The organism is Fictibacillus sp. 26RED30, assembly GCF_015903845.1.
In the GTDB taxonomy this organism is placed as follows: domain Bacteria; phylum Bacillota; class Bacilli; order Bacillales; family Fictibacillaceae; genus Fictibacillus; species Fictibacillus phosphorivorans.
The window spans coordinates 217,932-231,767 of sequence record NZ_JACZDV010000003.1; the positions used below are offsets into that span (position 1 = coordinate 217,932).

The 13,836-nt window shown below is 37.9% G+C and carries 15 protein-coding genes; 8 read left to right on the top strand and 7 right to left on the bottom strand.

The window, feature by feature from the left end; genetic code table 11:
- Positions 1 to 4 precede the first annotated feature (4 nt).
- Entirely contained in the window at positions 5 to 997 is a 993-nt protein-coding gene (locus tag IHV11_RS16985) for an NAD-dependent epimerase/dehydratase family protein (protein ID WP_197195630.1), read from the top strand.
- A gap of 286 nt (positions 998 to 1,283) precedes the next feature.
- Here the strand turns inward: IHV11_RS16985 and IHV11_RS16990 are convergent, their stop codons facing one another.
- Positions 1,284 to 1,913, bottom strand: coding sequence for a hypothetical protein (locus IHV11_RS16990; protein WP_197195631.1), 630 nt, complete (start codon positions 1,911 to 1,913; stop codon positions 1,284 to 1,286).
- Positions 1,914 to 2,213: 300 nt separating this feature from the next.
- On the opposite strand from IHV11_RS16990, the gene IHV11_RS16995 reads away from it, so the two are divergent.
- Positions 2,214 to 2,747 (top strand): histidine phosphatase family protein, encoded by a 534-nt coding sequence (locus IHV11_RS16995; protein WP_197195632.1) that lies wholly within the window; start codon positions 2,214 to 2,216, stop codon positions 2,745 to 2,747.
- Between the two features lie 88 nt (positions 2,748 to 2,835).
- Positions 2,836 to 3,453 (top strand): CAP domain-containing protein, encoded by a 618-nt coding sequence (locus IHV11_RS17000; protein ID WP_197190777.1) that lies wholly within the window; start codon positions 2,836 to 2,838, stop codon positions 3,451 to 3,453.
- Between the two features lie 56 nt (positions 3,454 to 3,509).
- On the opposite strand, the gene IHV11_RS17005 is transcribed toward IHV11_RS17000, so the two are convergent.
- The 4 genes from IHV11_RS17005 to IHV11_RS17020 form a co-directional block, all read right to left on the bottom strand.
- Positions 3,510 to 4,925, bottom strand: coding sequence for an ATP-binding protein (locus IHV11_RS17005; protein ID WP_197195633.1), 1,416 nt, complete (start codon positions 4,923 to 4,925; stop codon positions 3,510 to 3,512).
- 265 nt (positions 4,926 to 5,190) lie between these two features.
- Complete coding sequence (locus IHV11_RS17010; RefSeq protein ID WP_231620382.1) at positions 5,191 to 5,742, bottom strand: TlpA disulfide reductase family protein; 552 nt, start codon at positions 5,740 to 5,742, stop codon at positions 5,191 to 5,193.
- Positions 5,743 to 5,911: 169 nt separating this feature from the next.
- Complete coding sequence (locus IHV11_RS17015; RefSeq protein WP_197195634.1) at positions 5,912 to 6,667, bottom strand: anti-sigma factor; 756 nt, start codon at positions 6,665 to 6,667, stop codon at positions 5,912 to 5,914.
- The gene (locus tag IHV11_RS17020; RefSeq protein WP_197126926.1) at positions 6,645 to 7,217 is read right to left on the bottom strand and encodes an RNA polymerase sigma factor; all 573 of its coding nucleotides are present in this window, start codon (positions 7,215 to 7,217) and stop codon (positions 6,645 to 6,647) included. The genes IHV11_RS17015 and IHV11_RS17020 overlap by 23 nt, the downstream gene beginning before the upstream one ends.
- 225 nt (positions 7,218 to 7,442) lie before the next feature.
- On the opposite strand from IHV11_RS17020, the gene motA reads away from it, so the two are divergent.
- Both motA and motB read left to right on the top strand, forming a co-directional pair.
- Entirely contained in the window at positions 7,443 to 8,228 is a 786-nt protein-coding gene (gene motA / locus IHV11_RS17025; RefSeq protein ID WP_197126925.1) for a flagellar motor stator protein MotA, read from the top strand.
- Positions 8,221 to 8,994 carry a flagellar motor protein MotB gene (gene motB / locus IHV11_RS17030; RefSeq protein ID WP_197126924.1) on the top strand — a complete coding sequence of 258 codons (774 nt, stop codon included), beginning with the start codon at positions 8,221 to 8,223 and terminating at the stop codon, positions 8,992 to 8,994. Before motA ends, motB begins: the two co-directional genes overlap by 8 nt.
- Positions 8,995 to 9,172: 178 nt before the next feature.
- Here motB and IHV11_RS17035 read toward each other — a convergent pair whose 3' ends face one another.
- On the bottom strand, positions 9,173 to 10,438 hold the full coding sequence (locus IHV11_RS17035; protein ID WP_231620383.1) for a M48 family metallopeptidase: 1,266 nt from the start codon (positions 10,436 to 10,438) through the stop codon (positions 9,173 to 9,175).
- A gap of 88 nt (positions 10,439 to 10,526) precedes the next feature.
- Positions 10,527 to 11,354, bottom strand: coding sequence for an HAD family hydrolase (locus IHV11_RS17040; RefSeq protein ID WP_197195635.1), 828 nt, complete (start codon positions 11,352 to 11,354; stop codon positions 10,527 to 10,529).
- A 143-nt stretch (positions 11,355 to 11,497) separates the two neighbouring features.
- On the opposite strand from IHV11_RS17040, the gene IHV11_RS17045 reads away from it, so the two are divergent.
- Genes IHV11_RS17045 through IHV11_RS17055 form a run of 3 tightly spaced genes read left to right on the top strand, consistent with a single transcriptional unit; the run spans position 11,498 to position 13,809 of the window.
- Positions 11,498 to 11,902 (top strand): GntR family transcriptional regulator, encoded by a 405-nt coding sequence (locus IHV11_RS17045; RefSeq protein WP_197126922.1) that lies wholly within the window; start codon positions 11,498 to 11,500, stop codon positions 11,900 to 11,902.
- Positions 11,886 to 12,770 (top strand): ABC transporter ATP-binding protein, encoded by an 885-nt coding sequence (locus IHV11_RS17050; protein WP_197195636.1) that lies wholly within the window; start codon positions 11,886 to 11,888, stop codon positions 12,768 to 12,770. The genes IHV11_RS17045 and IHV11_RS17050 overlap by 17 nt, the downstream gene beginning before the upstream one ends.
- Positions 12,760 to 13,809 carry an ABC transporter permease subunit gene (locus IHV11_RS17055; protein ID WP_197190783.1) on the top strand — a complete coding sequence of 350 codons (1,050 nt, stop codon included), beginning with the start codon at positions 12,760 to 12,762 and terminating at the stop codon, positions 13,807 to 13,809. The genes IHV11_RS17050 and IHV11_RS17055 overlap by 11 nt, the downstream gene beginning before the upstream one ends.
- Positions 13,810 to 13,836 lie beyond the last annotated feature (27 nt).

The window sequence follows — 13,836 nt, forward strand, 5'->3', positions numbered from 1 at the left end:
GTAGATGATGAAAGTATTACTTATTGGCGGCACTCGTTTTTTAGGAAAACATGTTGCAGATTCTTTTAACAATAATCATCATGAAGTAACTTTATTTCATAGAGGAAAAACAGCAAAAGAAGGTGTAACTGAAAACGTTCATGAGATTATCGGTGACAGAGATCTCGATCTGTCCTTACTTGAAAAGGGATCATGGGACATTATCGTTGATACTTGTGGATATTTTCCTAAACAAGTTCGCAGATCAGCTGAAGCACTCAATAAAGAAGGAACTTTCTACATTTTTGTTTCGTCCGTATCTGTTTATGAAGATCAGTCCGTTCGAAACATTACGGAAGACTCAAAAACTGCAGAACTAATTGATCCTAATATCACTGAGGTCGGTGAACATTATGGTGCCCTTAAAGCAGCTTGTGAGCAAGAGGTGTTGGATGTATTCGGTGATAACGCTTTGATCGTTCGTCCTGGCTTAATTGTTGGGCCATATGATTACACGGACCGTTTCACTTATTGGCCAGCTAGAGGTGTTCGAGGGGGCGAAATTTTAATTCCTGAGATGAAAGATCCGACCGTTCGATTCATTGATGTTCGCGATTTAGCGAATTGGATTGTAAGAATGGCTGAAAATAAGGAAAATGGAATTTATCAAGCTGTCGGAGGCGTGTATGATTTCAATGAAGTTGTTCATAAATGTCTTATTAGTCAAGAACACTCAACAATAGTACCTGTTCCCGAAACTTTCTTATTAAAGGAGCACGTCGGCGAATGGGTCGAGTTGCCACTCTGGATCTCAAGTGAAGATTATCGTGGGTTGGATTATGCGGATGATTCGAAAGCAATAAACAAAGGCTTGCTTTTTAGACCAATAGAAGAAACGATAAAAGATACTGCTGATTGGTCTCTGGGCCGAAACTTAAAACCAGACGAATGGAAAGCCGGCCTACATCCTGATAAAGAAAAGACGCTTCTGAAAAAATGGAATAAAAAAGTGAAGTGATATTTTTGAACTTAACAAGCCATATTTTTTCCAATAAATCTAAAAATACATGAATGCCCATGGCACTTGTCCATACCATTTGTCTCCTTAGGACATATAGTATGATTGTGAGATACAAAATCTCTCCTGTTGGCAAGAGGCCGGCAGAGCAATTCCCTACCCCCCATTTCTTCATCATGCGTTCGGTTTTCTTTACCATAATCCTTTCTTAAGGATTATGGCTTTTTTTTGTTCATTGATAAAAGGGAGCTCCCTGCATTAACTCCCTTTTGAAAGGACAAACCCTTTACCTTGGAAAACGCTTAGGATCATCATGAAAATGGATATATTTTTTCAAGTGGTCAGGCAGTTCCCCTTTTTGAAAAACGTGTTGAATATCAGAAAGCGGAATCTCCAAACGTGCCAATGACGGATACAATGGAAGAATTTCTTTTGGTTCATAGGTTTGCTGATAACTTGTGATAGCTTCATGTGTTTCTTTTTCAACGCTTTGTCGATACGCATGAATCTCTTGAATCTGTTTGACCATCATTAAGTACTCTGCTTTTAAACGTTCAAGCTGATGTATTTTCTTTTCCATGCTATTTTTCGCTGTGTCTAACTCTCTGTCGCGTGAAGAGTAAACAGTTTTTAAATACTCAGATAATCGGTCATCACGGTTTTCTTTTAATTCATCTAGCTGTTCCATAGCGTTACGTTCTTTTTCCATTGCGAAAAGGTACTTATTCTTTACTTCTGTAAGATCATCCATCGTGATTTTTGAGTTTCTTACACCATAAGCATTTAGTAACTCTTCATATTCATTTGAAGACCATTCTTTTTGTTTATGTAGTTGCTGCCACTTTTCTTGAGCGCGAGCAATATCAATATCGTATTCTTTCTTCATTTGCTTAAAATGATTTAATTCAGGATACATAACAATCTCCCTTCGAGTTTCAACATTAATAGTATTCGGGAGGGATTTTGGTTTAACGTCTCGAATGATTAAACAACTGTTTAAATCTGAAAGTGGTGATTTCCGTTCCAGGTAGCTCGCTTTCCGGGGGGCGTGCGGTGAGCCCCTCGCCACTACGCGCCATTGAGGGTCTCACCTGTCCCACTCGTCCCCCAGGAGTCTCGCCACCTTACACTCCAATCAAATATCAATGAAGACAATCATTAATAGAACAAAATCAACACTCTTTTAGTAATCCCTATTAGAAAGAAGGATGAATACATGAAGATTACGGCGATTAGACATTGTAAAGCGGAAGGTCAAGAAAGTAATGCTCCATTAACTGCTGAAGGAGAACAGCAAGCTAAAGAACTTGCTGTCTTTTTAGAGGGTCAGGATTTTGATTGTGTGATCTCGAGTCCATTCAAAAGAGCCATCGACACCATTAAACCTTATGCAGAGTTAAATAATCGAACGATAAAGGTAGATGAACGATTAGCTGAACGGATTCTTTCTATAGAAGATGATCCAAATTGGAGAGATAATCTAGAACGTACATATAAGGAAGAACATTTAAAGTTTCCTGGTGGGGAGTCCACATTTGAAGCAAAGCAAAGGATCACTTCCTTCATAAATGATTTGCAAGCAAAATCCTATAATTCTGTTCTAATCGTTACGCATGGAAACCTGCTTAGCCTAATGATTAATTTGTATGATTCATCATTCGGCTTTAAGGAATGGGAGCTTCTGTCCAATCCGGATGTGTTTCTAATCGACGTTTTATCAAAAGATGTATCCAAGCTGTGGGTGTCTTAAACTGGTACATAATTCCAGACCCCCAACCCTCCTTCTGAAACCCCGAAACCTGTACACGTAAGATAAATTATTAGGAGGGAAACATCTTATGAAAAAATTAGTAGTAGCATCAGTATTAGGCGCTTCCCTATTCGGCGCAAATGCAGGAATCTCAGAAGCAGCATCTTCATGCCCGTTCGCTTCTTTAAATAATAATCAAACTCAACAAGCTCAAGCAGCTCCAGCTCCACAACAGCAACAACAAGCTGCTCCAGCACCAGCTCCACAACAAGAGCAAGCAAAAGCTCCAGCTGAAGCAGCACCAAAAGCTGAAGCAGGTGCTGAACTTACTGCACAAGAGAAGCAAATGTTAGATCTTGTGAACCAAGAGCGTGAAAAACAAGGATTACCAGCACTAAAAGCTGATCCTGAGTTAACTAAAGTTGCTCGCGTTAAAGCAAAAGACATGATCGACAACAACTATTTCGACCACAATTCACCAACTTACGGTTCTCCATTCGATATGATGAAGAAGTTTGGTGTTGAATATAATACAGCTGGTGAAAACCTTGCAGGTAACTCTTCTGTAGAAGGTGCTCACACTAGCCTAATGAACTCTCAAGGTCACCGTGAGAACATCCTTAAGTCTGAATACACTAGCGTTGGTATCGGTGTTGTAGACGGTGGACAATATGGTAAAATGTTCGTTCAAATGTTTAAAGGATAATAAGTATTAAAAAGCTTTCCCGTTGAGGGAAAGCTTTTTTTGTCGTTTAATAACTTTTATTTAATAGGAATCGTAATGGTGAACATTGTTCCTTTATCCTTTTTACTTTTTACATCTAATCTCCCGTTATGATGCTTGATGATATTTGTACTTACCATCAATCCTAATCCGGTCCCTTCGTCTTTTGTTGTGAAAAAGGGTTTACCGATCTTCTTCATGACCGTCTCATCCATACCGCATCCGTAGTCACGTATCTGAATCTGAAGAAAATCTTTTTCGCTTGATAACTTCATGTTAATTTCTACACAATCTCCAACAGCAGAAGCTTCAATCGCGTTTTTTAAAAAGTTGATAAACACTTGTTTAAGCTGCAGAGGGTCACAGAAGATCAGTGGTATATGATCCTCTAGATCTTTTTTAATCTCAATATTTTTCATGATAGCTTGTGTGTTCAACAGATCAACTGTGTCGTTTATGATATCCGTAACACAAGACATCATAAAATTTTGCGAATTGCTTTTTGAAAGTACCAAAAACTCCTTTATGATATGCTCAATTCGATCCACTTCTGTAAGAATAATCGTGAGATATTGATCAAATTCATCTGTATGATTCTGAATCAATTGAACAAAGCCCTTCAATGAAGTTAAAGGATTACGTATTTCATGTGCTACACCTGCTGCTAGCTCTCCTACTACATTTAACGCTTCCGCTTTTAATAATTTTTGTTCGGTAAGCTTTTGATCCGTCACATCTTTCAAGACCGTAACATGTAGTTTATCTACTATATCTTTTTCACATGAATATTCGATTTCTTTCACTAAACCATCTGGAGTTTTGTAGCGAAACTCTCCCTTGATCTTTTTTCCGTACAAAACTTCTTTCCATTTCTTTCGAATTAATTCTTTTCCGTTTCCCACAAAAAATTGATCTGCACTATGACCGATGAGTTCTTCTTTTGAAAGCTGTAAAAGTTCGCATGCACGGTCGTTTACTTCGGCAATTTCCATATTGGAACGGCACAGCACGATTGCTTCCATTGCATGGTTAAACAATTGTTTAAACTTTTTCAAGTTTTGATCATTTTCTAATTCACTGTTGGAAGTAATATATGATGTTCCCACAACCTCCAATATGTCTTGATTCTTCCCTGTTACAGGATAAATGGTTGTGCGGATACTTCTAACGCCTAAGTTAATATTTGCGGTTTGGGTCAAACCTGAAAAGGCTTTTTCTAATGGATCAGTCCATTCTGCGATCAACTCTTTAGCATATAGATCATTAAGGCTTGTTCCTGGAGAGGGTTTTATGGACACACCCAGTTCATCAAGCATGGATCCTGCAGAATATGTAAATTTATATTCACCTTCAGCATCTCTTCGTAATCCGAAAAGATGGATAGGGCAATGGTTAAGAGAATGGTGAAAATCGGCAATACGTTTAATTTCAACTTCTTCATATTGCTTGTTCATTAAGTAGTCCCCTTTTTATTTACAGAGTATCAAAATCTGTTGCTTGGGCTATTGTGAGTTTTAACCACTTCATTATATTCCACATTTTCACTAAGCTTTTTAATTCGACAAATTTTATCGATTCCCCTATTGGACAACTTTCCCATTTTTCCAATTCCATGTTACAGGTCTTTAGCATTATTTTTTAAAATAAAATGTTTTAGTGTTAAATATAATGCAAGAAAAAAAGCCTTTGGAAAATTATCCAAAGGCTTTAAACCAATATTTACCTATTCATCTTTTTAATTTCGTTCTTCATAAATTCATAATCCATTGGACCTATATGAGAAGTACTGACCATTCCTTCTTCATCAATAAAATAACTTGTCGGGATCGAAACAGCCCTATACTGCTTCCCAATTGTGTTCTTTTCATCAAGAGGAATCGGAAAAGATAGCTTATATTCCTGAACAAATTTGCTAACTTTCTCTGTATTTGGTTCAGAGTATTCAAGGTTAACCGCTAATATTTCCACATCCTGATTTTTATAATCTTTATAAAATCTCTCCATCTCGGGCATTTCCTCCCTGCATGGAGGACACCACGTAGCCCAAAAGTTAACGATGATCTTTTTACCGCGATAATCCTTTAAATTAACTTGCTTCCCATCTAGCGTTTTTAATGAAAAGTTTGGCGCCGTACTTCCACGTTTTAATCCTGTATTTTCTTCTTTCTTAACCTCTGTTGGCTTTTCTTCCTTCTTATCCATTGCCGTATAAAATGCAAGGCCAATTAAGCCAGCAAATAGGAGAAATATAACGATCGATTTTATTCTCAAAGTAATTCCTCTTTTCAAGTTGGTTCACCCTATTCATTATAGAGGATTTTGTGCTGTAACTGCAAAGTCCCCATTACTCGTCTCATGGCAAATAAGTTAAAGATGAACCCTTTTTCCTAAAAATGAGAAAAGACAACAACTTATGTTTAAGCTGTTGTCTGTCGGGTACTTATAAATTAGAGGCCATAACAATCGTACCTAGTGGCTTCTTACTGTTTGGGGTTGGTTCGTGCGAGATAGCGACAGCATCCCAGTTGTGTTCACCTTCAAATTTAACAGGGAACACTACCGCACCATTTCCATTCTCGTCTGGCGTAAATGTGCCAGCTCGATAAGGTTTGTCTCCTTCAATCAGCCAAACCTGATAGGTCTCTGTTCCTTTAACTTGAGTTAAGTTACTCGATTGAACGACAAGGTTCATCTTACCGTTTTCCTTTACCATTGATGCTACACCTGTCGATTTTGTTTCTTCAGAAGCTAGTTGAACCGTTTTGAATGTTTTATTAACCTGTTCTTGAATCACTTGTTCATTCTTGTTATTTTCATTATACAGATACGCGTTCGTGCCAAGTGATAACATAAGTCCAGCAGCAAGTAACCCTTGTACCCAAGGTTTTGGTTTCCGCTGAGAAATAGGTGAAATCTTTGTTGCTATTTCATCTGTTTTAACACCAGGTTGCGTTTCTTGTTGTGTAAGGCTAGAGTCATCTGCCGTTACATTTGTTAAAATACGTTCTTTCATACCAATCGGAGGTTGTGCCTCTTCTGATAAATATGGAAGATCTGCTGTAAGGTCTTGCCATTCTGTCCATTCTTCCTGGCATTCGTCGCATTGCTTTAAGTGTTTTTCAAAGGCATCTTTTTCTTTACCTTCTAACAACCCGTTATAATAATGGAGCAAATTATCGCAAGTTTTCGGTTCCATATTTATCCCCCCTCTCACCATAGATCTTTTTTAAATGTTTCAGTGCTAAACGTATCCTTCCCTTAACCGTTCCTAAAGGAATGTTCTTTTGCTCTGCAATATCTGATTGTGAGTAGCCTTTGAAATAGAACATTTCTACAATGTCTTGCTGCTCTTCTGTTAAAGTAGAAACAGCTTTCTTCAGACCCTCTCTTTCTTCATTCCATGTTACGGTTTCTTCTACACTTTCTGTTCGTTCGTAATCTATGTCTTTTTCAAGAATCTCAACTTCATTTTTTTGTTGCTTTCGTATTAAATCAATACAGGCATTTCGTGTAACGGTTAAAAGCCATGAAGAAAATTTCCCTTTATCCTCTGAATAGAGTCCCTTTTTTCGCCACAGTTTCATAAAAACGTCTTGAACTGCCTCTTCAGCCAACTCTTTTTGCCTCAACATTTTAAATGAAAAAGAAAACAATAGCTTCTCATATCGATCATACAGCATTTCAAGGGCTTCTTTATTTTCTTCTTGAACTTTTTGATAAAGTTCGTAATCAGAAGTTCTACCCATCTTTTGTCTCCTTTACTGCTCACAGAATAAATCTATCATAACAAAATGAGGCAGTATTTGTCTTTTTTTACGATGGATGTATAAAGATAACGTTAAATAAAGCAATTTGGATCACATATTTTCCAACTTTTATCATTAAGTTTCCTTCTATCTTTCCGATATAAAAGAAAATATAGCTCAGGAAAAATAGATACAGAATTTAAAGATAAAGTGAGGAACATCATTATGGATCGCACAACATTAATCGGAGTCATTCTAGGCATACTTGCGGTAGGTGTCGGGATGTTTTTAAAAGGCGCAAGTCCTACAGCATTATTGAATCCAGCAGCATTGCTTATTATATTTGCCGGAACTGCAGCAGCTATCCTCATTGCATTTCCATTGAACGAGATCAAAAAAATCCCTGCTCTTTTCAAGATTTTATTCAAAGAACAAAAGCTCATTGATATGAAGGATCTAGTAACGATTTTCATTGAATGGGCAACGGTCGCTCGTAAAGAAGGTCTGCTTGCATTAGAACCGAAAGCAGAAGAAGTGGATGACCCTTTCCTTCAACAAGGAATTAAGATGATCGTGGACGGACAGCCTCCTGAATTTATTAAAGATGTCTTAATGAAAGACTTAGAAACAATGGAAGAACGTCACGCAAGCAACGCTACCATCTTTACTCAAGCGGGTACATATGCACCAACTCTCGGTGTCTTAGGTGCAGTAGTAGGTTTAGTCGCGGCATTAGGAAACATGGCCGACATTACAGCTTTAGGAAAAGCCATTTCAGCAGCCTTTATCGCTACTTTATTCGGTATTTTTTCTGGCTATGTGTTGTGGCATCCTTTCGCTAATAAGTTAAAACGAAAGTCAAAAAAAGAAATCATGATTAAAGAGATTATGATTGAAGGGCTGTTATCTATTCAAGACGGGACATCCCCAAAAATTTTAGAAGAAAAGCTGTTAACGTATATTCCAACTAGCGAACGCGATCAATACAAAGCAGGTGGTTCAGTTGGCTAAAAAGAAAAAGCATCATGACGAACATGTGGATGAATCTTGGCTCATTCCTTATGCAGACATGCTCACGCTTTTACTTGCTTTGTTCATCGTATTGTTTGCCATGAGTGAGATCGATGCTCAAAAGTTTAAACAGATGGCAAGTGCTTTTCGAAATGAGTTCACAGGCGGCACAGGCGTAATGGAAGAACAAGTACCGATCCCTTCTCCTGACTCCACACCAATTCCTGATGCGCAAAAAGAAGTCATTTCCAAAGAAGAAAAAGAACGACTTGAAGAAGCGAAGAAAGAACTGGAACAATTAGAAGAGATGGAAAAAAAGATCAATGCTTATATTCAAACAAACAAGTTAGATTCTAGTCTTCAAACTAAGCTGACAGAAAACGGCTTATTGATCACCATCTTAGATAATGCTTTATTCGATTCTGGTAGTGCAACTGTAAAACCTGGTTCTAGAGAGATCGGCAAAAAATTATCTGATCTACTCGTTACCACGCCACCACGAAATATTGTTATCGCGGGCCATACAGATAACGTACCGATCAGCACGGCAAACTTTCAATCAAACTGGGAACTCAGCGCGTTAAGAGGGATTAACTTTATGCGCGTTCTGCTTGAGAATCCTTCATTGAAACCGAACCAGGTCAGCGCAAGCGGTTATGGAGAATATCGTCCAAAGTCAGAGAATAAAACTCCAGAGGGACGAGCAAAAAACCGTCGTGTTGAAGTACTCGTACTGCCAAATGTTAGTTTGAAATCTGTACAGTGATTTGGCGGCTTAATGCGGTGGCGGTGTTAAAAGATATGTGGAGAGCTATGGGAATCGAGCATAAATCCTGAGAACCGAGTATAATCACTAATCTTACGTAGACTTTCTTCATAAATTCACAAAAAAACTGGCTCCTCTAAGTGGCATTAACCACTATCAAAGAAGCCAGTTTTTATTTTTATTCCATCTTTTTACTCGTTTTATAGCTATCTAAGAAATGAATACGCTCGAGCATGGTCGGATGACCGTATAAAAACCATTTTACGATTTTTGGTGGGTTTACTTCACTTAAAGAAACGGTTGCAAGTTCTTGAAATGCCCCTACTGCTGCTTTCGGGTTGTTTGTCATCTGAATCGCATACAGATCAGCGTCACGTTCTGCTTTTCTCGAGACCGCATTTTCCAGTGGAGATACGGCAAAGCTCAATAATGAAAATATCAATAGCAATGCAGGAAGTGCCGCTAAATCTCCTACTCCCTTTATCCCCCATGTCTTGCCGTACTTCTCTATCCATTTTCGATAGATCATATTTCCGAGCCATAATCCTAAGAACGAGAGAACCACCGATGAAATCAAGTTCCAATACAGATGGTTCATCACATAATGTCCGATCTCATGGGCCATTACGAACAGAACTTGGTTATCACTCAATTTATTAAGTGTTGTATCCCATAGGACGATCCGTAGATTTGATCCGATTCCGTTTACATAAGCATTTAATGCATTTGTTTTTTCAGACATGTTCACTTCATAAACATTTTCTGCCGGAATGTCCGCTCTTTCCGCAATATCTAGAATTTTACCCTTTAACACTTCATCCTGCAGCGGATAGAACTTGTTATACAAAGGATCGATTACAACGGGCTGGATGAAATAAAGAAACAAAGTAAACGGAACGGAAAGCAGCCAAGCGTATAGCCACCATCTTTTTTCATATTTTTTGATCAGCCAATACATAACAGCAACCATCACAGTTGTTAATAGCCAGTTGATCCAGAAATCCACTAACCCATCTCTCATCCAGCTGTGAAAAGATTGAACAGATATATTAAAGCTTTTGGAAACGGTAAAACTGTAGTAGCGTAGTGGGAATGTTAACACCCAGCTAGCAAATGAAAGCAAAAGCACGTAGATTCCAGTGTGAACAATAGAGAACCTTGTTAAACCGCTAGATGCTTTTCGGAACCATCTTGAAAATCCGAATCCTAGAACAAACAAATAGATCAACCACTCGAGCGGCACAGATATGAAGTAGATAAAATCCTTTATTCTTGAAAAATCAGTGCTAAGTTCCAGTTCACGGTCTGTCATAAAGACTGCTGGATCCGCAGCAGAGCCCTTCAGATGCACAGGCAAGTTTGCGTCTGCTCCTTGAAACAAATAGAACCACATCAAACCCGCGTATATAGCAAAGCCGATCACAAAAAGTAACGATTTTTTCAAAGCATGCGCCCCCCTTTATTACCTACTATAAAGTGTAGGGCGATTTGTCCAAATTAGAACAAGCTTTCATAAAATACTTTGTAAAATCTTAAAGAGCATTTGCAAGGGTCGGGACGATATGAAGGTTTTCATGATCTACTTCTATAGAATTCGGCTGAATGTAAACCGCTTTTAACCCCATAAGAAGTGCAGGTGCGATTTCATTTATAAAATTATCACCGATCGATACTGCTTCATGAGGCTTTATACCGTATTCATTCAATATCGTCTGGAGCTTTTCTTTCGTCTTCAACGGTTTTTCACTCTCGGTATAGAGAGCATGGAACATTCCATCTAGCTCCAACTCACTTAACAAGCGTTTTACATCTTCTCTTTCACTGTTCGTTAAAAGGACTACCTTTTTCTTTTCCTTGAAAAGTTTCAAAGCCTGTTTAAGACCAGGTGTTTTCGATAGCTGGAACTGATCAGTTACCATGTACTCTTTTGTCGCGTTATAGCATTCCCACGTATCTGCTTGCTTCACACCGAAATGCATAGCTGTAGCATATGGCAGCCACCATCCATCACCGATCGCGATCAATCGTTCAAAGTCATATACAAGTTCGCCGGAGAATTCTTTTTTCACTCTATCCTCTGGCCACTCTGTTCCATCAAAGGATGTTACTTTTGTTACTTGCAGTGTCATTGGATCGACGGTAACACTTGCATCATTTTTAATATCATACACTTTACCGATTGCAACAGGGTGTGTCCCGTTCTTCATACTTTCATATGTATCCCAAAAGTCTTTCTTTTTCTCATCAGATACCCTTTTTTGTAACAATCTACAGTAATAATCGAAATGGTCTGTATCTTCATATAGCGTTCCATCCAGATCAAAAATAAGCAACTTCGCATCATCAATAATCGATTTCACGTCTCATCCCTCCTTCTTTCATTGTAGTAATCCTAATCAAAAAAAGTAAAGAAAAGTACGTTGACATAAATTTACTAATCTTGTATGTTATAAGTGTACTATACACAGTAATACACACATATAGTATATAAAGGTGGGATAACATGATATTGAATTTAGATCCCCGAAGCAATACACCGATATGGGAACAAGTTGTTCATCAGATCAAAGAACTGATCTTGCGAGAAATTTTGTTGCCAGAAGAAAAATTGCCTTCGGTACGCGAACTATCAGGAACATTACTGATCAATCCAAATACAGTGAGTAAAGCTTATCAAGAGTTAGAACGCCAAGGCATCATTGAGACATTGCGAGGAAAAGGCACGTTTGTTTCCGCTTCTATCATTCCTAAAGCAGATGATCAGAAGACAACAGAACTCAAACAACAGCTGAAGCAGCTAATTATTGACGCTTCCTATCTTGGTATCGATCACCAAACATTATCAAAGTGGTTGAAAAACTTTTCAGAAGAGCTTGGGGGTAAAAACAGTCATGCTGAAAGTGAATAATATTAGTAAAACGATAGAGGATTCTCAAGTGTTAGACCATGTGAACATCACACTGGAACCAGGTACGATTGCAGGTTTAGTCGGAAGAAATGGTGTTGGAAAGTCTACGCTACTTCGCGTAATCGCAGGCATATTAGATCCGGATGAAGGTGAAGTGTTCTTTAATAACACAGATATTCATCAAAATCCTGAGATTAAACAAAAGATTACTTATGTTCCAGATTCGACTGAGATTTTAAAGAGTTATAGCGTTAAAGAAATCGTAAAGCTATATGATGCAATTTATGAAGATTTTGATGTTGTATACTTCTACTCTCTTCTAGACCGCTTTAAACTTCCTAAAAATAAAAAAATCAGAACATATTCCAAAGGCATGAAGGCGCTGTTCTTAATGATCCTTTCTTTTTCAACGAAATCGGATCTTATCATTTTAGATGAACCAACAAACGGACTTGACCCTATCGTAAAAAGAAATATCTTGCAATTTATTATTGAAGAAGTGAGTGAGCGACAGCTATGCGTTCTTATCTCTACTCATCATTTAGAGGAAGTAGAGAAGATGGCAGATGTTCTTATCATGATTAAAGAAGGACGAATTGAATCCACAACCTCTATCGAGGATGCAAAATCATCGTTCCGTAAAGTTCAAGTGGTTTACAAACACTCTCTGCCTGAAAAGATCGAGCAATTGAACAACGTGAACATCTTAAATCAAACAGGACGTGTCTATACATTGATGATCAAAGGAAACATTGAAGCGACACTCCAAAAGATGAACGGAGAAAATCCGCTATTGTTAGAAGAACTACCTATGACTCTCGAAGATATTTTCATTTCAACACTTGGAGGTGAATCACATGTTTCATAAAGCATTGTGGATGAGGAACCAAAAACTAGGAAGCCCTGCCGTATGGGGGATCTATATTTCATTGTTCTTGTTTTTACCGTATTCTTTCTTTGGAAAAGCCCAAACCATGTTAACTCAAAAAAATGATCCTTATGCGGATGCACCTGAAAACTATTACATGAACTTTCATTTTACTGGTGCAGATATCGTAGTTTTCTTATTTTTGATCGTAGGATTAGCTGCTCTTCTAGTGGGCAGTGAAAGAACGACTCATGCGACTGACCTAACGTTCTCACTCCCTTTTAAACGTAAAGATATCTTTCTATCAAAATGGATTTTTGGAGTAGGTCATATCATAACAGGTCTGTTAATCAACTTGCTATTATGTATGCTAATTGTAAAGTTTACGATTCTTTCAGAAGTAACAGATGCTGCATTTCTTTTGAAATTCATGATGGTGGTTATTCCTTTCTCGATCGCTATTTTCTCTTTTAGTCTTTTTATTGGAACGATTGCAGGAAATTTAATTTCTCAACTAGTATTAAGTGGGATCTTTTTATTCTTTCCACTCGGTTTTATATCTCTTATAGTTTCATTTTTAGAATATCACGGGATTTCTATCAATCATAATGCACCATCTACTGTATTATTTAACGATTTGATCAACAGTTTCACACTGCCAATTCCTATTATAGAATTTCGTTATTATATAGATCTCTCAGATAATTCTTTTACTGATTTCTCACATATACCATATGTCATGTTACTGATTCCACTGGCTTATACGATTCTATCCGTAGCTTTTGGAACGTGGCTATTTAGCAGAACTAAGAACGAGAACAACGGTAGATTACTTGTATTCGAAAAAGGAAGAGGATTCTTTACCTTTGGCGTTGTATTGTGCTTTGCTCTAACGTTCGGAATGTTAGGTGGCGGTATATTTGGCGACTATGATTCCAGATCGCTTATTGGCTATTACCTATCTGCAACGATAGGTGGCGTATTAGCATTCTTCATGTTGAAAAAATTAATTCATTTCCGTATGCAGTTTGGCAAATAATGAGAAGAGCGGACAACATGTTCGCTC